Origin of the sequence: Streptomyces celluloflavus (genome assembly GCA_000720995.1) — a bacterium.
Taxonomy (GTDB): Bacteria; Actinomycetota; Actinomycetes; order Streptomycetales; family Streptomycetaceae; genus Streptomyces; species Streptomyces celluloflavus.
This window is the reverse complement of the sequence record JOEL01000002.1, coordinates 254530-274476: the sequence shown is the minus strand read 5'-3', so window position 1 is coordinate 274476 and position 19947 is coordinate 254530. Positions and strand designations below refer to the sequence as shown.

At 75.2% G+C, this 19947-nt stretch carries 20 protein-coding genes and 1 pseudogene; 13 read left to right on the top strand and 8 right to left on the bottom strand.

Going from position 1 to position 19947, the window contains the following annotated elements; translation table 11 throughout:
* The first annotated feature begins 7 nt into the window (after positions 1 to 7).
* The 5 genes and pseudogenes from IH09_RS02955 to IH09_RS02935 form a co-directional block, all read left to right on the top strand.
* Positions 8 to 997 (top strand): zinc-dependent alcohol dehydrogenase, encoded by a 990-nt coding sequence (locus tag IH09_RS02955; RefSeq protein WP_052853810.1) that lies wholly within the window; start codon positions 8 to 10, stop codon positions 995 to 997.
* Between the two features lie 62 nt (positions 998 to 1059).
* Positions 1060 to 1458 carry a 6-pyruvoyl trahydropterin synthase family protein gene (locus tag IH09_RS39585; RefSeq protein WP_052853665.1) on the top strand — a complete coding sequence of 133 codons (399 nt, stop codon included), beginning with the start codon at positions 1060 to 1062 and terminating at the stop codon, positions 1456 to 1458.
* Positions 1455 to 2576: a glycosyltransferase family 4 protein gene (locus IH09_RS02945; protein ID WP_318279372.1), complete on the top strand. Its 1122-nt coding sequence runs from the start codon at positions 1455 to 1457 to the stop codon at positions 2574 to 2576. Before IH09_RS39585 ends, IH09_RS02945 begins: the two co-directional genes overlap by 4 nt.
* Positions 2573 to 3433, top strand: coding sequence for a methyltransferase domain-containing protein (locus IH09_RS02940; protein WP_052853664.1), 861 nt, complete (start codon positions 2573 to 2575; stop codon positions 3431 to 3433). Before IH09_RS02945 ends, IH09_RS02940 begins: the two co-directional genes overlap by 4 nt.
* Positions 3430 to 4260 (top strand): annotated as a pseudogene (locus tag IH09_RS02935) (lysylphosphatidylglycerol synthase transmembrane domain-containing protein); the annotation flags it as partial. The gene IH09_RS02940 and the pseudogene IH09_RS02935, both read left to right, overlap by 4 nt.
* A gap of 45 nt (positions 4261 to 4305) precedes the next feature.
* On the opposite strand, the gene IH09_RS36535 reads toward IH09_RS02935, so the two are convergent.
* Complete coding sequence (locus IH09_RS36535) at positions 4306 to 5175, bottom strand: RibD family protein (protein ID WP_110952024.1); 870 nt, start codon at positions 5173 to 5175, stop codon at positions 4306 to 4308.
* Here IH09_RS36535 and IH09_RS36530 point away from each other — a divergent pair.
* The 3 genes from IH09_RS36530 (at position 5174) to IH09_RS02925 (ending at position 8632) form a co-directional block, all read left to right on the top strand.
* A complete protein-coding gene (locus IH09_RS36530) occupies positions 5174 to 5908 on the top strand; it encodes a hypothetical protein (protein ID WP_110952023.1) in 735 nt (244 codons plus the stop codon). The genes IH09_RS36535 and IH09_RS36530 overlap by 2 nt on opposite strands.
* A 201-nt stretch (positions 5909 to 6109) precedes the next feature.
* Entirely contained in the window at positions 6110 to 6592 is a 483-nt protein-coding gene (locus IH09_RS02930; RefSeq protein ID WP_143682241.1) for a hypothetical protein, read from the top strand.
* Between the two features lie 603 nt (positions 6593 to 7195).
* Entirely contained in the window at positions 7196 to 8632 is a 1437-nt protein-coding gene (locus IH09_RS02925; protein ID WP_052853661.1) for an MFS transporter, read from the top strand.
* A 132-nt stretch (positions 8633 to 8764) separates the two neighbouring features.
* On the opposite strand, the gene IH09_RS02920 is transcribed toward IH09_RS02925, so the two are convergent.
* From IH09_RS02920 to IH09_RS02910, 3 genes are all read right to left on the bottom strand, one after another.
* Positions 8765 to 8959 carry a CsbD family protein gene (locus tag IH09_RS02920; protein ID WP_052853660.1) on the bottom strand — a complete coding sequence of 65 codons (195 nt, stop codon included), beginning with the start codon at positions 8957 to 8959 and terminating at the stop codon, positions 8765 to 8767.
* A gap of 151 nt (positions 8960 to 9110) precedes the next feature.
* Positions 9111 to 11222, bottom strand: a complete 2112-nt coding sequence (locus IH09_RS02915) for a helix-turn-helix domain-containing protein (protein ID WP_052853806.1) — start codon at positions 11220 to 11222, stop codon at positions 9111 to 9113.
* 118 nt (positions 11223 to 11340) lie between these two features.
* Entirely contained in the window at positions 11341 to 12135 is a 795-nt protein-coding gene (locus IH09_RS02910; RefSeq protein ID WP_052853659.1) for a 3-hydroxybutyrate dehydrogenase, read from the bottom strand.
* Positions 12136 to 12366: 231 nt separating this feature from the next.
* On the opposite strand from IH09_RS02910, the gene IH09_RS02905 reads away from it, so the two are divergent.
* A complete protein-coding gene (locus tag IH09_RS02905) occupies positions 12367 to 12930 on the top strand; it encodes a hypothetical protein (RefSeq protein ID WP_052853658.1) in 564 nt (187 codons plus the stop codon).
* Between the two features lie 23 nt (positions 12931 to 12953).
* On the opposite strand, the gene IH09_RS02900 is transcribed toward IH09_RS02905, so the two are convergent.
* The 3 genes from IH09_RS02900 to IH09_RS02890 form a co-directional block, all read right to left on the bottom strand.
* Positions 12954 to 13442: an NUDIX hydrolase gene (locus IH09_RS02900; RefSeq protein WP_052853657.1), complete on the bottom strand. Its 489-nt coding sequence runs from the start codon at positions 13440 to 13442 to the stop codon at positions 12954 to 12956.
* A 61-nt stretch (positions 13443 to 13503) separates the two neighbouring features.
* Positions 13504 to 14130: a hypothetical protein gene (locus IH09_RS02895; protein ID WP_052853656.1), complete on the bottom strand. Its 627-nt coding sequence runs from the start codon at positions 14128 to 14130 to the stop codon at positions 13504 to 13506.
* 129 nt (positions 14131 to 14259) lie between these two features.
* Positions 14260 to 15114: an aspartate/glutamate racemase family protein gene (locus IH09_RS02890; RefSeq protein ID WP_052853655.1), complete on the bottom strand. Its 855-nt coding sequence runs from the start codon at positions 15112 to 15114 to the stop codon at positions 14260 to 14262.
* 147 nt (positions 15115 to 15261) lie between these two features.
* On the opposite strand from IH09_RS02890, the gene IH09_RS02885 reads away from it, so the two are divergent.
* Positions 15262 to 16410 carry a glycosyltransferase gene (locus tag IH09_RS02885; protein ID WP_052853654.1) on the top strand — a complete coding sequence of 383 codons (1149 nt, stop codon included), beginning with the start codon at positions 15262 to 15264 and terminating at the stop codon, positions 16408 to 16410.
* A gap of 28 nt (positions 16411 to 16438) precedes the next feature.
* On the opposite strand, the gene IH09_RS02880 is transcribed toward IH09_RS02885, so the two are convergent.
* Positions 16439 to 17791, bottom strand: a complete 1353-nt coding sequence (locus IH09_RS02880; RefSeq protein WP_052853653.1) for a TerD family protein — start codon at positions 17789 to 17791, stop codon at positions 16439 to 16441.
* A 253-nt stretch (positions 17792 to 18044) separates the two neighbouring features.
* On the opposite strand from IH09_RS02880, the gene IH09_RS02875 reads away from it, so the two are divergent.
* From IH09_RS02875 to IH09_RS02865, 3 genes are all read left to right on the top strand, one after another.
* Entirely contained in the window at positions 18045 to 18503 is a 459-nt protein-coding gene (locus tag IH09_RS02875; RefSeq protein ID WP_052853652.1) for a DUF6643 family protein, read from the top strand.
* A 280-nt stretch (positions 18504 to 18783) separates the two neighbouring features.
* Positions 18784 to 19182 carry an MOSC domain-containing protein gene (locus IH09_RS02870; protein WP_052853651.1) on the top strand — a complete coding sequence of 133 codons (399 nt, stop codon included), beginning with the start codon at positions 18784 to 18786 and terminating at the stop codon, positions 19180 to 19182.
* A 248-nt stretch (positions 19183 to 19430) separates the two neighbouring features.
* Positions 19431 to 19904, top strand: a complete 474-nt coding sequence (locus tag IH09_RS02865; RefSeq protein WP_052853650.1) for an ATP-binding protein — start codon at positions 19431 to 19433, stop codon at positions 19902 to 19904.
* The last annotated feature ends 43 nt before the right edge of the window (positions 19905 to 19947 follow it).

The following is a 19947-nucleotide window of genomic DNA, read 5'->3' as shown; positions in this document are numbered from 1 at the left end:
GGTCACCATGCAGCACACGGCACGCGCCTTCTGGCTCCGGGCACCCGGCCGGGGCGAGATCCGGACGGTTCCGCTGCCCGGCCCCGGTGCCGGCGACGTCATGGTCCGCACCCTGTACTCCGGAATCAGCCGCGGCACCGAGACCCTGGTCTTCCGCGGCGAGGTGCCCGAGAGTCAGCGCACGGCCATGCGGGCGCCGTTCCAGGAAGGCGACTTCCCCGCACCGGTCAAATACGGGTACCTCAACGTCGGCGTCGTCGAACAGGGACCGCCGGACCTGCTCGGCCGTACCGTCTTCTGCCTGTACCCGCACCAGACCCGCTACGTCGTCCCCGCCGGCGCGGTGACCGTCGTACCGGACACCGTGCCCCCCGCCCGCGCCGTACTGGCCGGCACGGTGGAGACCGCGGTCAACGCCCTGTGGGACGCTGCACCGCTGCCCGGCGACCGGATCTCGGTGGTCGGGGCGGGCATGGTCGGCTGCTGCGTCGCGGCGGTGCTCGCCCGGTATCCGGCGGTCGGAGTGCAACTGGTCGACACCGATCCCGCCCGAGCGGAGATCGCCAGGGCCCTCGGCGTCGGCTTCGCCCCTCCCGAGGAGGCCCGCCCCGGACGCGACCTGGTCTTCCACACCAGCGCCACCGAGGCCGGACTCGCCCGCTCGCTCGAACTCCTGGCGCCGGAAGGGGAGGTGCTCGAACTCAGCTGGTACGGCGACCGGCGGGTCAGCCTGCCGCTGGGCGAGTCGTTCCACTCCCGCCGCCTGACCGTACGCAGCAGCCAGGTCGGCGCCGTCTCCCCGGCCCGCCGGTCCCGCCGCACCTTCACCGACCGACTCGCCCTGGCCCTGGAGTTGCTCGCGGACCCGGCCTTCGACGTGCTGCTCACCGAGCGGTGCGCCTTCGAGGAACTGCCGCGGGTCATGCCCCGACTGGCCGAAAACAGCCACCCGGTCCTGTGCCAACTGATCGAGTACCCCTCCGCCGACGAGGTCTGAACGGGCGGGCCGCACCCACCCGAAGGCCGGGGGGGGAATCCGGACTCCATGGAGGATGACCGTTGTTCAGCATCACCGTCCGCAGCCACTTCATGGCCGCCCACAGCTTCCGCGGCGAGGTCTTCGGGCCCGCCCAGCGGCTGCACGGCGCGACCTTCACCGTGGACGCGACCTTCCGTCGCACCACCCTCGACGCCGACAACATCGTGGTCGACATCGGTCTGGCCACCCAGGAACTCGGAGCGGTCCTGGGCGAGTTCAACTACCGCAACCTCGACGACCACCCCGCCTTCGAGGGCATCAACACCTCCACGGAGTTCCTCGCCAAGGTCATCGCCGACCGGCTCGCCGGCCAGGTGCACTCCGGCGCCCTGGGCGAGGGTGCCCGGCAACTGTCCGGCATCTCCGTGACCCTGCACGAATCGCCTGTCGCCTGGGCGACGTACGAGCGCGCCCTGTGAGCCCGGCCGGCACGCTCACGGCGGCCCCGGGCCGGGTGCACGTCGTGCTGCCCGGCGGCGTCGACGATCCGGCCGCCCCCAGCGGCGGCAACGTCTACGACCGCCAGGTGTGCCGGGGCCTCGCGGCGGCGGGCTGGACCGTGCACGAGACCGCGCTGCCGGGCTCCTGGCCGCAGCCGGACGACGCGGCCCGCGCGCGCCTCGCCCGCACGCTCGCCGCCCTGCCCGACGCCTCCGTCGTCCTCCTCGACGGCCTGGTCGCCTGCGGCGCGCCCGAGGCCGTCGTCCCGCAGTCCGGCCGGCTGCGGTCGGCCGTCGTGGTGCATCTGCCGCTGGCCGACGAGACCGGGCTGGCGCCGGCCACCGCCGCCCGCCTCGACGAACGGGAGCGGCGGACCCTGCGCGCCGCGGACGCGGTCGTGGCCACCAGTCCCTGGACGGCCCGCCGGCTGACCGCGCGCCACGGCATCGACCCGAGCCGCGTCCACATCGCCCCGCCGGGCACCGACCCCGCGCCCCTCGCACCCGGCACCGACGGCGCCTCCCGGCTGCTGTGCGTGGCCTCGCTGACCCCCCGGAAGGGACACGACCTGCTCCTCCAGGCGCTCGCCGGCCTCACCGACCTGCACTGGGAGTGCGAGTTCGCCGGAGCGCCGGGCCCCGGCCCCCACCGCCGCGCGCACCTGCGCGACGCGGTGGCACGGTTCGGCCTCACCGGCCGGGTACGGCTGCTCGGCCCGCGGACCGGCGCGGACCTCCACCGCACCTACGCCGCCGCCGACCTCGGCGTGCTGGCCTCCCGCGCGGAGCCCTACGGCATGGTCGTCACCGAGACACTCGCCCGCGGAACTCCCGTGGTGGCGACGGCCGTCGGCGGTGTCCCGGACGCCCTGGGGCACGCGCCGGACGGCAGCCTGCCCGGCATCCTGGTGCCCCCCGATGACCCCGGGGCCCTGGCGGCGGCGCTGCGCCGGTGGCTCGCGGACGCCGCGCTGCGCGAGCGGCTGAGGGCGTCGGCGCGGCTGCGCCGTACGGAGTTGGCAGGATGGCGGACGACAGTGGAGAGCCTCGCCGGCTTGCTGGCGCGGCTCGGCCGGCAGCCGGGGAGAACCGTGTGAGCACGGCAGGACAGGTCCGGTACGCCGCCGAATGGCTGGAGTTGCGCGAACCGGCCGACGCACGGGCCCGCTCCGGTGAGCTGCTCGCGCCGCTCACCGCCCATCTGGCGCAGGCACCGTCCGCCACCGGCCGGACGGTGGTCCACGACCTCGGCTGCGGCACCGGTTCCATGGGACGCTGGCTCGCCGCCCGGCTGCCCGGACCGCAGCACTGGATCCTGCACGACCGCGACCCCGAGCTGCTTCGACTGGCCGCCGCCGGGATGCCGGACACCGCCGCCGACGGCAGCCCCGTCACGGTCCGCACCCGGCAGGGTGACATCACACAGCTGCGCGCGGCCGACCTCGACGGCGCCTCCCTGGTCACCGCCTCCGCCCTGCTGGACCTGCTCACCGCGGACGAGGTGGACGCGTTCGCCACCGCGTGCGTGCGGGCCCGGTGCCCGGCACTGCTGGCCCTCTCCGTCGTGGGGCGGGTCGGCCTCGATCCGGCCGACCCGCTCGACACCGAGCTGACCGCCGCGTTCAACGCCCACCAGCGCCGGGTCCACGGCAACCGCCGCCTGCTCGGCCCGGACGCCGCCGACGCCGCCGCCCGAGTGTTCCGCCGACGGGGCGCCAAGGTGTGGTCCCGGCCCAGCCCCTGGCGGCTCGGCGCCGGACAGGAGGCGCTGCTGAGTCGGTGGCTGACCGAGTGGGTGGCCGCGGCCGTCGAGCAGCAGCCCGAGCTGGGTCCCCGCGCCGACGCCTATCTGCGGCGCCGGTCGCGGTCCTGCGCGGCGGGCCGGCTACGCGCCGTGGTGCACCACGGCGACCTGCTGGCGCTCCCGGCGGCGCCGGGCGGGACACCGGTATGAACCGGCGGGTCTGGGCGGTGGCCCGCGTGCTCATCGGGCTCGGCATCCTCGTGGTGGTGCTCTGGCGGATGGGGACCGGTGCGTCCCTCGCCGCCCTGCGCTCCCTCGACGCCGCGACGCCGGCCATCGCGCTCGGCATCGGCCTGTTCACCACCGTCCTCAGCGCCCTGCGCTGGCGCCTGGTTGCGGGCCGGCTGGGCCTGCGGCTCCCGCTGGGCGCCGCCGTCGCGGACTACTACCGCGCGCTGTTCCTCAACGCGGCGCTTCCCGGCGGGGTGCTCGGCGACGTCCACCGGGCCGTGCGGCACGGCAAGGACTCCGGCGACCTCGGCCGCGGGGTGCGCGCGGTGGTCCTCGAACGGACCGCGGGCCAGGTGGCGCTGATCGCCGTCGTCGCCATCGCCCTGCCGGCCGATCCCGCCCTCTTCCGGCACGGCCGCGGTGCCCCGCTGGGCCTGCTCCTCCTCGTCGCCGCGGCCGTTCTGGGTGCGGCGGTCATCGCCCTGGTGGCGGCGGCCCGTTGGGGGCGGTACGCGGCCAGGCTGCGGCGCGCACTGTCCGCCGCCCGCACGGACCTCCGGCTGGGCCTGCTCGCCCGCGACACCTGGCCGGCGGTGGCGGGCCTGTCCCTGGCGGTGCTCGCCGGACACCTCGGCATGTTCCTGGTCGCCGCACGCGTGACGGGAACCCGGGCGCCGGTGGGCCAGTTGGTGCCGCTGTTCCTGCTGGCGCTGCTGGCGATGGCGCTGCCGGTGAACATCGGCGGGTGGGGGCCGCGGGAGGGCGTCTTGGCACTGGCGTTCAGCTCCGCCGGGCTGAGCGCCGAACACGGCCTGGCCGTCTCCGTGGTCTACGGGGTGCTCGCCTTCGTCTCAAGCCTGCCCGGCGCGGGGGTGCTGCTCCTGCGGCAGGCCCGCCCCCGCCCGGCCGGTACGGAGCTCGAACTCCAGGAGTGTGTCCTCCCCGAGTGCGAAGCGGCGCACCGGGGCCCGTAGCGCGCCACCCATCCGGTCCGGTCCGGGGAAGCGCAGTCCGGGTATGCCCTCGCCCAGGATCACGGGTGCGACGGTGACGTAGAGCCGGTCCAGGACGCCGGCCGCCAGAAAGCGGGAGACCGTGACGCCGCCGCCCTCGATCAGGACCCGGCCCAGGGACCGCTCGGTGAGCGCGTCCAGCAGCCGCCGCGGCGCGAAGGGCTCGCCGTCGCCCGGCACATCGAGGATCTCGACGCCGTCCCGACGGGGCCGGGGCACGCCGCATCCGGCTCCCCGAATCCACAGGGTCGGCGCGGCGCCGTCGGTGAACACACCCCGGTCCGGCGGCACCCGCCCGCTGCGGTCCAGGACCACCCGGGGCGGGCTGTCGCCCGCGCAGGCCCGGACGGTCAGCCGGGGGTCGTCCGCGACGACCGTGCCGGCCCCGACGACCACGGCGTCAGCCAGGGCCCGCAACCGGTGCAGATGGCGGCGGTCCTCCTCCCCGGTGACATACACCGCGTCACCGGTGCGCGTCGCGATGAAACCGTCCACGCTCTGGCCGAGTTGGGCGAACACGCAGTGCGGGCCCGCCAGGCACAGCGGGAGGTAGCGGTGGGCCAGCAGCGTCGCCTCGGGTGTGGCGTCCTCCGTCCACCGCCACTCCCCGTCCGGCCCGGGGGCGAGTCCGGCCCGCTCGGCGTCCTGTGGGGTCCGTACGGACAGCAACCTGCCCCAGGCACGGTCGGCGTCGAGTTCTCGTGGCATGGTGGCCTTTCGTCGGTGGCTGCGGTCGGCGCCCGCCAGCCCGTGTCCATGTCTACCCGCCGAGCAGGGCCGGGTACTTGGTGAACGCGGCGACCGGATGAGCGATCACCGCATCGTCCCTGTCCGGCAAGTGACCACTTGCCGGTACACCTCAACCACGGCCGGTCCTATGACGGCCACGATGTGGCAGCCGCCCGCGGCATACCCTCCGGCCACGGTGTCATGGAATTACTCTGCCCGCATTCACGAACAACCCGGCAGACCAAGCACCGGGAAGGAGGCTTCTGTTGCGCACCCGCCATTACCCGCGCGCGGCGGCACCATTGGCCGCATGACAGGACGAGGCAACTCCCTCCGTCCCGTTTCCCGGCAATCGGATTCCGAGCGCGTGGTGGATCTCCGATCGCCGGTCATGCATGGTGAATTACTCGCGGCCGGTCATCCGAATCGCAATTGTCTGCGTGAGTGGGCGGCATTGGAATACGGAGATGTCTCGGGTCTGGTCCCGGGCCAGGAGACTCTCGCCCGTGTTCATTCGGAATTCCTGACCGGTGACGCGTTCGGCTCCCTGCACTGCGGGTCCGGCGAGCAGCCGTCCGCGACACCGGAAGCCGTACGGGTGGCGGCGGACACGGTCTCGGCCCGGCGGTACCCAGCTCGATCCGCTCGCCAAACCCTCATCGGCTCTCGCTCTCAACGCACTATTACACAAGGCCGAAACATAGCCCCCTAAGGGTCTTCCCTGATTGTCGTCGAGGGGCCCGCCGCTAGACTGTCCACGCCAACTCGGGCCTGCCACCGTCGGCATCACCACAGCGAGCACTCGAAGAATCGGCATTACGGTCCACGGCACTGCACCGTGCGCGGAAGCCGCACAGTCCTCACCGCTCCCCTATGTGCCGTGCACCGTAAGAATTCAGATAGAGGAGTACCTTTGTCCAGCCAACAGCAATTAGCACGGCCGACTGCGCCCGCGACGGTCAAGAACGCGGCCACCGTCATGTACGTCGGCATGGGGCTGACCCTCCTCGCGGCGGTGGTACTGATCGTCGACCAGGCCATGAGCGACACCTTGACCCAGCAGCTCAGGGATGCGTACCCGAGCTACTCCGCGAGCCGCATGAGCACGGTGAAGTCGAGCATCCTCACCTACCTCTTCACTCTCGGTGTGGCCGGCCTCGTCCTGTGGCCGTGGATGGCCGCGGCGAACAGGAAGGGGAAGGGCTGGTCGCGCATCGCCGCCAGCGTGGTCTTCCTCCTCTCCACGGTCATCGCGCTGTACGACTTCACCCAGAACTTCCCGCTGTTCGTGACCCTCACCGGTCTGCTCCCGTGCGTCGCCGGCCTGGTGGCCGTCGCGCTCCTGTGGATGCCGGATTCCTCGGCCTTCTACACCGGCAACCGGGCCACCGCCTGAGCTCCGGATAGCCGGCCGGATCCAGCCACGGCTGGGCCCGGCCGGCCGCATGTGCGGAACCCGGGTGTCCGAGCGCCGTTCCCGGCCGGGCCTGCCGGGGGTCGGACCGGCGACGCGTCCGCTCCCCGGTTCTCGGCGAAGTTCCTGGCACGCTCCGGCGTGATCCGGCTGTTGGCCCCGAGGGCGTCGCGGACCAACCCCCGTGCACCGGCCACCGTCGCCTCTTCGCCCAGGACACCGGCGAGCGCCCCCGCGTCGATCACCACGGTGTGCCGCGAGACGGCCTCGACGCCGTCCGGTGCGGTGCACACCCGCCACTCCCCGTGTGGGCCGTCAGGCGCGCGGGCAGCGTGGTCTGCTCGCAGGCGATGCGCTCACCGGGGAAGCAGATCCGTACGGACCGCGTGGTGTGGGTGGCGCCGTCCGGCGTGCCCACGGCGCGGTGCCCCTGGGCGGACTCCACGCGCCCCGGCGGCCGCGCCGATGGCGGCCGCGCACACCTCTGGCCCCGTAACTGTGGGGATGCGCGCTATATCCGCCTGACCTGGGCATTCCTACGGTGTGGCGACACCTGATCCACCCCTGCCCCCGGAAGTGGTGACCATGGCCGCCTCGGCATCCGCGCCCCCAACTCCCGGCTCGCTCAAGCGCATCGTCGCCGCGAGCCTCATCGGCACCACCGTCGAGTGGTACGACTTCTTCCTCTACGGTTCCGCCGCCGCGCTCGTCTTCAACAAGCTGTTCTTTCCCGGGTCCGACCCGCTCGTGGGCACCCTGCTGTCGTTCCTGACCTACGCGGTCGGCTTTGCCGCGCGTCCCCTCGGGGCGCTGGTCTTCGGGCACTACGGCGACCGGCTGGGCCGCAAGAAGCTGCTGGTGCTGAGCCTGTTGATGATGGGCGGGGCGACCTTCGCGATCGGGCTGCTGCCCACGCATGCGACGGTCGGCACGGCAGCGCCCGTGCTGCTGACCCTGCTGCGGCTGATCCAGGGGTTCGCACTGGGCGGTGAGTGGGGCGGCGCGGTGCTGCTGGTGTCGGAGCATGGCGACGCGCGGCGGCGCGGGTTCTGGGCGTCCTGGCCGCAGACCGGTGCGCCCGCCGGGCAGTTGCTCGCCACCGGTGTGCTGTCGGCGCTGACCGCACTGCTGTCGGACGCGGAGTTCGTCTCCTGGGGCTGGCGGGTGCCGTTCCTGCTCTCCGGAGTGCTGGTGCTCCTGGGACTGTGGATCCGGCTGTCCGTGGATGAATCGCCGGTGTTCAAGGCCGCGTTGGCGAACGCGGAGTCGCGCCGGGCCGAGGGCGCGGCGGTGGAGCGGATGCCTCTGGTCGCCGTCCTGAAGTACCACTGGCGGGACGTGCTGATCGCGATGGGCGCCCGGATGGCCGAGAACATCTCGTACTACGTCATCACGGCGTTCGTCCTCGTCTACGCCACCACGCACACCGGCCTGTCACAGCAGACCGCCCTGAACGCGGTGCTGATCGCCTCCGCGCTGCACTTCGCGGTCATCCCCGCCTGGGGCGCCCTGTCGGACCGGATCGGCCGCCGGCCCGTCTATCTGCTGGGCGCGGTCGGGGTGGCCGTCTGGGCGTTCCCGTTCTTCGCGCTGGTGGACTCCACCGACTTCGGGCTGCTGCTGCTCGCGGTGAGCGTCGGACTGGTCTTCCACGGGGCGATGTACGCACCGCAGGCGGCGTTCTTCGCGGAGATGTTCGCGACGCGGATGCGGTACTCGGGCGCGTCGATCGGCGCCCAGTTCTCGTCGGTCGCGGCCGGCGCGCCCGCCCCGCTCATCGCGACGGCGCTGCTCGCCGACTTCGACAGCCCGACGCCGATCGCCCTGTACGTCATCCTCGCCGCGGTGCTCACGCTGATCGCGGTGGGCGTGGCGAAGGAGACCCGCAGCCGCGATCTCGGCGCGGCCGACGCCGCGCGGCCGGGCGGGGCACCGGAGCCGGCCGGGGACACGGGTGCGGGGGCCGGCGACGCCGCGGCGGCCGGTGAGGGGAGCGCGGCGGGCGGTGCCCGGCGGGCCTGAGGCGCACCGCGGCGCGGCCGCGTCCCGGCCGCGCCGGTCAGGGCCCGGCCGGGGAGCGGGCGCGCCGGTGCGGGCGCCCGTGCGGGATGCCCGTCCTGGCACCCCGCCGGAGCACCCGGGTGCCGGCCGGAGTCAGGACTTGCCCTTGCCCCGCAGCGAGTCCTTCACCCCGGCGGCCTTGTCCTTGGCGTTCTCCATCGTGTCCTTGGCCTTGGCCTTGGCCTGGTCGGTGCGGCCCTCGGCCGCCTTCCGGTCGTCGCCGGTGGCCTTGCCCGCCGCCTCTTTGGCCTTGCCCTTCATCTTGCCCATGGTGCTGTCGTCACCCATGGCGAACTCCTTCGTCCGGTGGGGAGGGGGTCTGTCTGCAGACGTGGCCCACGCTCCCGCAGATCGGTACGGTCCGCACCCGGAGGGGGCTATCGGATCACCGGCCACGGGTGCCGCCCCAGGTGGCGGGTACGGCCCGGCACCGTCCCCGTCACGCCCCCGGCGGGCGGACGACCGCGGCGGAGAGCTGGTGCAGCCGCAGCGCGAGCTGGATCTCCAGCGCGCGGGCCGGGGACTGCCAGTCGGGGCCCAGCAGGCGGCCCACCCGCTCCAGCCGCTGGGCGACGGTGTTCACATGGACGTGCAGTTCGTCCTTGGTGCGGGCCGGGCTCATCCCGCTCGCGAAATAGGCACTCAGGGTGCGCAGCAGATCCGTACCGCGGCGCGCGTCGTAGTCGGTGACCGCGCCGAGCGTGCGGTGCACGAACCCGTCCACATCGCGGGTGTCGGCGAGCAGCAGGCCGAGGAACCCGAAGTCGGCGGCGGCCGCGCCCTGCCCGCCGCGGCCCAGCACCCGCAGCGCCTCCCGGCAGCGCCTGGCCTCCGCGTACGCGTCGGCGACCGCGGCGGGGCGGGCGGCCGGGGCCGTCACGGGCGCCGAGCCGCCGACCGTGACGGGTACGTGGAGGACGGCGCCGAGACGTCCCGCGACCTCCCGGGCGGCGTGCGCCGGGTCGTCCCCGGGGCCGAGCGGCAGCAGCAGGACCGCGCCGCCGTCCCGTACGGCGGCCAGTCCCCGGCGGGTGGCGGCGAGATGCGAGGCCGCCGACCACAGGCGCTGCCGGTCGGCGCCGGCGACGGGGCCGGCGGCGTCGTACCCGGCACCGGTGCGGGCGGCGGCCGGGGCGAGAGCAGGCGCGGGAGCCGGGGCGGGGGTCGGCGCGAGGGCCGGTGGGGCCGCCCCGGCAGGGGTGTCCGCCGGCTGCGGGCCGTCGGCGCGCGCGCCCGGCGGGCCTTCAATGCGCGCCGCGAGGACGATATGCGGCGCGTCGAGGTTCGCGCCGACCCGGGCCGCGCGCTCGCGCAGCAGCCGCGGGTCGCGGCCGGCGGCGTCGAGGAGGTCGTCCAGCAGCTCGCCCCGCACCCGCTGTTCGGCCTCGCCCGCGCTCCGCCGGGCGAGCAGCAGCAGGGAGGTGACCATCGCCGCGCGCTCCAGGGTCCGCTGGTCCACGGGGTCCAGCGCCGGATGGCCGCGCAGTACGAGGGCGCCCAGCACCTCGCCGCCCGCCGACACCGCCGCGACCCAGTCCGTACCGTCCCGTACGGCGTGGCCGTCGGCGCGGGAGCGGTCCAGTGCGGCGGCCGGTGCCCGGTCGGGACCGGCGAACTCCACCTCGCCGCGGAGCACTTCGGCCAGCGCGTCCGCGACGTCCTGGACCCCGCCGCCGCGCAGCACCAGTTCGGTCAGCCGGTCGTGGATGTCCGAGGCCCGCTCGATGACCGCGCTGCGGTCGCGGATGATCTCGTTGGCGGCCTCCAGTTCGGTGAGCGTCTTACGGGTCTCGGCGAGGAGGTTGGCGGTGTCGATGGCGACGGCGGCGTGTGCCGCGTGCGCGGCGAGCAGCGCTATCTGGCCGTGCTCGAAGACCCGCTCACGCCGGTCGGCGGCGAAGAGCACGCCGATCACGCCGCTGCCGAGCATCAGCGGCACCCCGAGGATCGCCACCAGCCCCTCGTCCTCGACACCGGTGTCGATGGTGCGGGTGTGCCGGAACCGCTCGTCGTGGAAGTAGCTGTCGGTGACGTACGGGCGGGCGGTCTGGGCGACGAGGCCGCCGAGCCCCTCCCCCATACCGAGCCGCAGCTGCTGGAACCGCGCGGACACCGACCCGTCGGTGACCCGCATATACGTATCGCCCGCCGACGGGTCGTGGAGGGTCAGATAGGCGACCTCGGTGCCCAGGAGGGAGCGGGCCCGGCGCACGATCGCGCGCAGTACGGCGTCGAGGTCGCGCAGTCCGGCGAGGTCGTGGACGGTCGCGTAGAGCGCGGACAGTTCGGCCTCGCGCCGCCGCCGGCCCTCCAGTTCGGTCCGTACCCGCAGGGCGAGGAGCTTGGCCCGCTCCAGCGCGGCGAGCCGCCCGGCGGGCGCGCCCTCGGCGCGGGCGCGCAGCACCGCCCGTTCGAAGTCCTCGGCGGACGCGCCGGTGGCCAGCAGCCGGAGGAAGGGGGTCTCGGCCGGCTCGTCGGGCGGGGGCGCGGCGGTGGTTCCCGTCGGCGGCGGTCCGGGAGCGCGCTCGGGTATCGGATGTTCGCTGGACATGGTCACAGGGATACCTCCGGTACGACGTGACACACCAGCCTCCACCGCCTCACGTTCCGTCCCGTACGCGGCCATCCCGGAACGGCGCACCGCCGTACCGCCGTCCCGTGCCGCGCGCTCAGTGCGCGGTCCAGCCGCCGTCGAGGGCGAGCGAGGTACCGGTGACGAAGGACGCCTGGGGGGTGCAGAGATAGGCGACGGCCTCGGCGACCTCTTCGGGTTCGAGCAGCCGCTTGAGCGCGGAGTCGGCGAGCAGGATGTCGGCCAGTACGCGGTCCTCGGGGATGCCGTGCGCGGCGGCCTGGTCGGCGATCTGCCGTTCGACGAGCGGGGTGCGGACATACCCGGGGTTGACGCAGTTGGAGGTGACGCCGTGCGGGGCGCCCTCCAGGGCGGCGGTCTTCGAGAGCCCCTCCAGGCCGTGCTTGGCGGCGACGTACGCGGATTTGAAGGGGGACGCCCGCAGGCCGTGCACGGAGGAGATGTTGACGATGCGGCCCCAGCCCCGCGCGTACATGTGCGGCAGCGCGCCGCGCAGCAGCCGGAAGGGCGCTTCCAGCATGACCGTCAGCACCTCGTGGAACGCCTCGGGCGGGAACTCCTCGATGGGGCGGACGAGTTGCAGGCCCGCGTTGTTGACCAGCACATCGCTGCCGGCGGCGGCCCGCTCCGCGGCGGCCAGGTCGGTGAGGTCGAGGGGGTGCGGCTCGATGCCGCCGGGGGTGCCGGCCGGCAGCGCGTCCAGGAGGCCGTCGAGACCGGCCGCGTCCCGGTCCACGGCGCGCACCACGGCGCCGGCCGCCGCCAGCCGCAGCGCGCAGGCGCGTCCGATGCCGCCGGCGGCGCCGGTGACGAGGGCGGTGCGGCCCGCGAGGTCGAGGGATACCGGGCCTGGAGTGCCGATCGCGGTCATACCCGCACCTTAGGCAGCCCCGGGGAACGGCGCCGATGTGTCACGGCCCCACACTTGGCCCCGGTGATATGGCGGCCGCGCACCCCCACCGCGAGGGACGGCTGCCACGCCCGTCCGCGCCGCGCCCGCTCACCCGAACGGCCGCCCCGGATCGCCGCGCCCCCGCCGGGCTCCTAGCGTCAGACGACGCAGCGCGCCGCCTGCGCACCGCCGCCACAAGGAGGTCCGACCATGCGCGTGCTGATCGCCGTACCGATCGTGCTGCTCGCCCTCGCCGCCGCCGGATGCGGGAGCGGCGACGGCGACGGGGTCACCGCCGGCGCCGCGTCGTCCACCACCGGGACGGGGACCGGCGGCCCGGACCGCGCCCCCTCGCCGGGTACGTCGGCCGCCTCCCCCGCCGTCCCCGGGCAGTCCGTGGAGTGCGGTGAGCTCCCGGACGCGCTGGGCGCGGGACGGAACGCCGCGCTCTTCGCGGACCCGGGCGCCGGCGGCACGGTGGACTGCGCGGAGGCCCACGGCGTGATGACCGAGTTCTTCCTGCGGGCACCGCGGCGGACCGGCGGGGACCGGGGTTCGCTGGCCGTACGGGGCTGGACCTGCCGGTACGAGAGCGGTCCGGCCGGCACCTGGCTCAGCTCCTGCCGCAAGGAGGACCGGGAGATGCACACCGAGTACCCGTCGGACCCGGACACCGGCCCCGGCCCGTCGGACGGCCCCGACTCCTCCCAGCTGCCCAGCCTGCCCGGCGACCCCAGCGGGCCGGTGGGCGAACCGTCGACCGAGGAGCTGTAGCGGCCCCGGGAGCGGCCCGCGCGCTACGGCCGGGGGTCCTCCCCCATCCCGCGGAACCAGGTGGGCTCATCCTGCAGCGCCCGCTCGATCCGGGTCAGCGCGTAGTCGTGGACCGCCGGCAGGTCGTCCACCGCGAACCAGCCCACGTCCAGCGATTCGTCGTCGTTGACCCGGGCCGTGCCGCCGATCGCGCGGCAGCGCAGCGTGACGTCCATGAACTGGCACCGGTCGCCGTTGGGGTAGCGGACCGGCGCCATGGCCTCGACGAGGACGACGCGTTCGGGCACGACCCGCACCGCCGTCTCCTCGTAGACCTCGCGCACCGCGGTCTCGGCCGGCTGCTCACCAGGCTCGGGGATACCGCCGATGACCGACCAGCCGCCGGTGTCCGCCCGCTTGCCCAGCAGGACCCGGCCCGCGTCGTCGAAGACGACCGCGCTGACCCCCGGCAGCCACAGGAGCTGGTGGCCGATGGAGGTCCGCAGGTCATGGATGAAGTCGGGGGTAGCCATGCCGGGAACCCTAAGGGACGATCTTGTGGGTCCCGGGCGCGCTCGGGCGGCGGCCGGCCGTTCAGGCGCCGGTCCGGCTCGCGCCGCGCAGGCCCAGCCGGCCGCGGATACAGCGGACGGCGCCCTCGGCGTCATCGACGGTGACGGTGAAGGTGCGGCCGTCGCCCAGCCGGAGCACCAGGCCCTCGCCGCGGCGTACGACGACGGCGGTGCCCTGTTCTGGGCGCCAGCGGTAGCCCCAGCCGCCCCAGTGCCGGGGGGTGACCTGGGGGTCGAAGTCGGCGCCGACGACATGGTCGAGGGGGATCCGGCGGCGCGGTACCCCTATGTGGCCGCAGCGGACCTCCAGATGGTCCGCCTCGACGCGCACCGCGACATGGACGAAGGCGAGTGTGCCGAAGATCACCAGCAGTCCGGCCGCGACGCAGCCGACCACGGCCATCGCCAGGGGCGCGAGGCCGGCGGTCCAGGTGCTCTCGACGGCGAGCTGTACGCCCAGGGCCAGACAGGCCGCGCCCACGGCGGCCAGCAGCCACTGCACGCGGTTGGTGGCGCTGCCGTGCCACACCTCGGGAACGTCCGCATGGGCGCCGCGCACCACGGGCGCGCCGCTGCCGGCGCCGCTGTCACGACCGGCATCGCCGGGGGTACCGGGGGCTGCTGCCCCCTCGTGGGGGTGGTCCCTCATGAGACGCAGCGTACGCGTCTTCGCACGCTGGGGCAGGGCTCAGGACGAGGCGTTGGTCACCCCGGGACGCGGGGCGCGGGCCGCCACCGGCAGTGCGGAGGCGGCGTCTTCGGGGGCGCGCCCCCGGTGTCAGCGGCGCAGCGCGGCGGCGGGCTCACCGGTGCCGGTACCGGCATCCGGGTCGGCGCCCGCACCTGTATCGGCCAGGGTCTCGGCGGCGGCGAGCAGCCGGCCCTCCGGGTAGGCGAGCGCCGCGGCGGGCAGCCGGGCCGGGCGGCCGCCGAGGAGCACCCGCAGACCGCCGGTCGGCGCGGCGGCGGGGGCCGGTTCGGCGCCGACGCGGCGCAGCGCCTGGGCCGCGACGGCCTCGGCGGAGCCGTGCAGGACGAGTTCGGGGGCGCCGGGCCGCTGGAGGGCGGCCCGGATCCGGTCGGCGACCAGTTCGTAGTGGGTGCAGCCCAGCACGACGGCGCGGACGTCCGGCGGGGTGCGCCGGGCGGCGGCCGCGACGGCCGCGTCGACGGCGGCGTCGTCCGCGGCCTCCACGGCGTCGGCGAGGCCGGGGCACGGTACGCCGGTGACGGCCACACCGGCCGCGAAGCGTTCGATCAGCTCCCGCTGGTAGGGGCTGCCGGTGGTGGCGGGGGTGGCCCAGATCGCGACGGGGCCGCCGGCGGCCGCGGCGGGCTTGATGGCGGGCACCGTGCCGATGACGGGGACGGCCGGTTCCAGCGCGGCGCGGAGCACCGGCAGCGCGTGCACGGAGGCGGTGTTGCAGGCGACGATCAGGGCTTCGGGGCGGTGCGCGGCGGCGGCGCGGGCGACCGCGAGGGCGCGCGCGGCGACGTCCTCGGGGGTGCGCGGGCCCCAGGGCATGCTGTCGGGATCGGCGGAGAGGACGAGATCGGCGTCCGGCCGCAGTCTCCGCACGGCGGCGGCCGCCGCGAGCAGTCCGGTCCCGGAGTCCATCAGCGCGATCTTCACCCCGACACTCTACTCAGCCGCGCGCCCGGTTTGTCATACCGGCCCGCGGTCCGCCGCTCCCCCGGCCGGCCGACGGCGTTCCGGCGCACCCGGCCGATCACCGGTGCGCGGCACCGTCCGTGCGGCAGACTGCGGCCCGTGGGAGCGATGGAGTACATCGGAGCCGGGACGCTGCTGGCCTGGGTGTGGCTGCTGCTGGGGCAGGGCTTCTTCTGGCGTACGGACGTCCGGCTGCCGGACCGGCGGGATCCGGCGCGCTGGCCGTCGGTCGCGGTGGTGGTCCCGGCGCGGGACGAGGCCGGGGCGCTGCCGGCCAGTCTGCCGTCGCTGCTCGGGCAGAAGTACCCCGGGCGGGCGGAGGTGTTCCTGATCGACGACGGCAGTACGGACGGGACCGGCGCGCTGGCCCGGGAGCTGGCGGCCGAACGGGGCGGGCTGCCGCTGACCGTCGCCTCGCCCGGCGAGCCCGAGCCGGGCTGGACGGGCAAGCTGTGGGCCGTGCGGCACGGGATGGCGCTGGCCCGCGAGCGGTACGCGCCGGAGTATCTGCTGCTGACCGACGCGGACATCGCCCATGAGCCGGACAGTCTGCGGGAGCTGGTGGCGGCGGCGCGGTCGGCGGAGCTGGATCTGGTGTCGCAGATGGCGCGGCTGCGGGTCGAGACGGGCTGGGAGCGGCTGATCGTGCCGGCCTTCGTCTATTTCTTCGGTCAGCTGTATCCGTTCCGGTGGGTCAACCGGCCCCGGTCGCGGACCGCGGCCGCGGCGGGCGGCTGTGTGCTGCTGCGGCGGGCGGCCGCCGAACGGGCGGGCGTCCCGGAGTCCATCCGGCATGCGGTGATCGACGATGTGACGCTGGCGCGGGCCGTGCAGCGCTCCGGCGGACGGATCTGGCTGGGGCTCGCGGACCGGGTGGTCAGCGTGCGGCCGTATCCGCGGCTGGCACAGCTGTGGCGGATGGTGGCGCGCAGCGCGTACGCCCAGCTGCGGCACCGGCCGTCGCTGCTGCTGGGGACGGTCGCCGGGCTGGCGCTGGTGTATCTCGCGCCGCCCGTCACGCTGCTGGCCGGAGTGGCCCTGGGCGAGGCGCCGGCCGCGGTGCTGGGCGGGGCGGCGTGGGCGGTGATGTGCGGGACGTATCTGCCGATGCTCCGTCACTACCGGCAGCCGCTGTGGACGGCGCCGCTGCTGCCGTTCACCGCGCTGCTGTATCTGCTGATGACCGTGGACTCGGCGGTGCAGCACTACCGGGGGCGCGGGGCGGCGTGGAAGGGCCGGACGTACGGGGCGCCGTGACCCGCGCGGTGCGGTGCGGCGGCCTGCGTCATTTGGCGGCCGGGGACCAGTTCAGGCCCCAGCCGTAGGCGTGGTCGACGGTGCGCTGCGGGCTGACGCCGGGCGCGGGGACGAGATAGCGGGCCTCGCGCCGGACGACGAGTTCGCCGTCGGTCCGGGTGAGCAGCGCCAGCGCGCAGACGGGGGCGGGCACCGTGCAGGCGTCGAGCGCGAACTCGACGGGTGCGCCGTGCTGCGGCCGGAGGGTGACCGTGGCGTCCAGCCCCTCGAAACTGCGCGCCCCGGCATAGACGGTGACGAAGATCAGGATGCGCTTGAACCGGTCCTGGTGGTCGAGGTTGACGGTCAGGTTCTCGCCGCCCTCGACAGCGCCGGTGCGGTCGTCGCCGTCGAGCTGGATGTACGGCGGTGTGTGCAGCGAACCGAAGTTGCCGCCGAGGGGGTGCACCACTCCGGCGCTGCCGTCGGTGAACTCGAACAGCGCGCACAGGTCGAGGTCGAGGTCGCCGCCCTGCGGGAGCAGCGCGCCCCGGGCGCCCAGCGCCTCCATCGCCTTGCGGCCGAGCTTGCGGCCCAGGTTCCGGCCGCCCTTGCCGCCGGTCCAGTTGAGGTTCACCCGCAGCGTGCCCGAGGTGCCGCCCTGTTTCGTCAGGGAGACGGCGGGGGCGGCCTTGGTGAGCGTCACCTTCGTCAGCCGGACCGGGGCGGGCGCGGGGGACGGCGCGGACGGGACGGGCGGGGACGGGAGCTGACCGGCCGGCAGCGGGGGCACGAGGGGCACGGGCGGCGCCGCCGGGGGCACGGGCGCCGGCGGCGGGGCCTGCGCCAGGAGCGGTCCGGGGGCGGGCGCGGGCGCGGGCTCTTCGACGCCGATACCGAAGTCGGTGGCCAGGCCCGCGAGCCCGGTGGCGTAGCCCTGCCCGACCGCGCGGAACTTCCAGCCGCCCTGGCGGCGGTAGAGCTCGCCGAGCACGAAGGCGGTCTCGGCGGTGGCGTCCCGGCTCTCGAAGCGGGCGAGCTCGGCGCCGCTCACCGCGTCCAGCACCCGGACACCCAGCCCGGGGACGCTCCCGAAGGTGCCGCCGTCGGCCGAGGCCGCGAGCACCACCGTGTCGACGGCGCCCTCGACGGCGGCGAGATCGACGGTGAGGCTGTCGGTCATGGCGTCACCGACGGGCCGCTTGCCCTCGTGGCGTACGGCGCCCGAGGCGTGCACGGCCTGGTTGTAGAAGACGAAGTCCGCGTCGTCGCGGACCTTTCCCGACACCAGGAGGAGGGCGGAGGCGTCCACGTCCGGAACCCCGGGAGCGGCCTGCCAGCCCAGCTCCACCCGGACCGCCGCGGCGGGTACCGGAACATTGCCGCCCTTGAGCATCGTCATCGCCGCGCCTTCCTCGTCCCCTCGTATGCGCCGCCCCGTCAGCGTGGCACCCCCCCAACCTACTTGGCCCAGGGCGCCCCGAACGCCCCTCGTTCACCTGCGAGAAGTCCTGCCTTTACACGATCCATACGGGCGTTCGCGACCGATTTCCGTAAGTTCGCTCACATTGTGGACGCGGAGCCCCTCGCAACACGCGAAAGAACCCCCTTGCCCGGCTCCCCAATCGACACATCGTGGGCTTAACTTAAGAGGTATGACCTCCCCCCGCTCTACCTACGGCGGCGGCTACTACGCTTCGCCCTCCTTCCCGGACACCCCGATCTACGACAGCCTCGTCGCGGAGCGCGGTACCCCGCAGATCGCCCCGATCCGGGTCACCCCGCCCGCGTACGACACCGGCTCGTCCTATCTGCCGGCGCTGCCCTCGGCACTGCCGGCGCTCCCCGCCGCCCCGTCCCCGTCTCCGCCCTCGCCGGGCCAGGGCTATCCCGGTGCGGCCGCGCAGCCGGTCGCCCCGCTCCAGCAGACTCCGGCGCCGTACATCCCGCAGCAGGCCGGTACCCGGGGCTATCCCGCCCCGCAGCCGCCGCAGCCCCAGCGCTCCGCCTCGGGCACGGGGTACGAGGCGATGCGTCCGGCCGCGCCGGTCGCGCCGCGGCCCCCGGCTCCGTACGACGACCCGTACGGCCGCCAGTACCCGCGCGGGTACTGATCCGGCCGGCCGGCCAACTGTCCGGCCCGACCGGCCGGCCGGCCGCAGGTCCGGGCCCGCACCGCGACCGGCCCCGCCGCGCCCGGTCGCATCCGCCGCGGGGCCGGTCCCAGCGAGGCGGCCGGGGAGCAGTGAGGCCCGCCGGGGAGACGGTGGTCGCGGGCGGCCACCGAGCGCGGGCCGCGCATCCAACGGCCGGGGCCGGAGTCGTCGTTCGTCCGTGCCGGGGGGCTCACGGGCGACGCCCTCCGGCCGGGCCGCGCCCGGCAGGGAGCCGCTGATGGTCACGGCGCCCGGGACCCGGGGGTGGTCCCGACGGAACGAGGCCGGACCCGGCCGGTACGTCTCACCGCTCCGCGACGACGCCGGTCCCGCCGTCCGGGACGCGCCGCCGAGGAACCGTTTCCGGCCCAATGTGGTGATGGGCGGCACCGCGCCCCGGGCGACGCAGGACCGGCACCGGGTCCGGTGCCGCGAGGTGGCCGGCCGGGCCGCCGGACCCGGCGCACGCTGCGTGATCGCCACTGCCGGCCGGTGCGCGGCCGGGCGCGGCGCGGAGCCGCGCCGCACTCTCCCGGGGCGCCGGCGCTCCGGTGACCAGTGGGTCTTCGGCCAGATTCTGATCCCTCGTGAGATCGGCACCATCCCTGTCGGCGACCCGTTCGGGATACTCGGCTGACGGGCCGGCGCGGCCCCCGCCGTGGCCGCGCCGAGGGCGCTCGCGGCGGCCGCCGGACCCCTTGTGGCCCGGTCTACCGGCCGCCTGGCAGTGAGCGTCCGGCGCCGCCTACGGGAGAGGCCGACGGGGAGACAGAGAGCCGCGTGTCGATGGCTGCGAGGAACACCAGGAGCGTCCACCTCATCCCCGTCCCGCATCCGCGGCCCGGGGACCGCCCGGTGGCGCGCCCCGACGGAGGTGGTGCGGCGGTGGCGCACCCCGATCCGGCCCGGCCCGCCGGGACGCCGGCCGAGGCGCCCTGCCGCCCGCTGCTGCGGCGCCGCTTCACCGCCCGGCTGCTGCCCCAGCTGCGGCTGCTGGTGGAGGAGTGCGCGGTCCGCGAGGGGCTGGTCGAGCCGCGGCGGGGTGAGTTCGTGCTGGCCGTCGACGAGATCGCCGGGAACGCCGTGGAGCATGCCGGCGGTTCGGGGCGGCTGGAGCTGCGGCGGGTGGGCGATGAGCTGGAGTGCCGGATCAGCGACGCCGGCCCCGGGTTCAGCGAAGCGGTGATCCCCGAGCTGCTGCCCGGCCTCGACGGTGCGCCGCAGGGGCGCGGGCTGTGGCTGGCGCGGCTGGTGGCGGACCGGTTCGCGGTCGCCGCCGGTCCGGTCGAGGCGGGCGCTGCGGGCACCGCCGCCGGAGCGGTCGGCACGGTGGTGACGCTGGCCGTACGGCTGCGCTGACCGCCGGACGGCGCGGCCTTCCGGCATGCCACTGTGCCCTCAA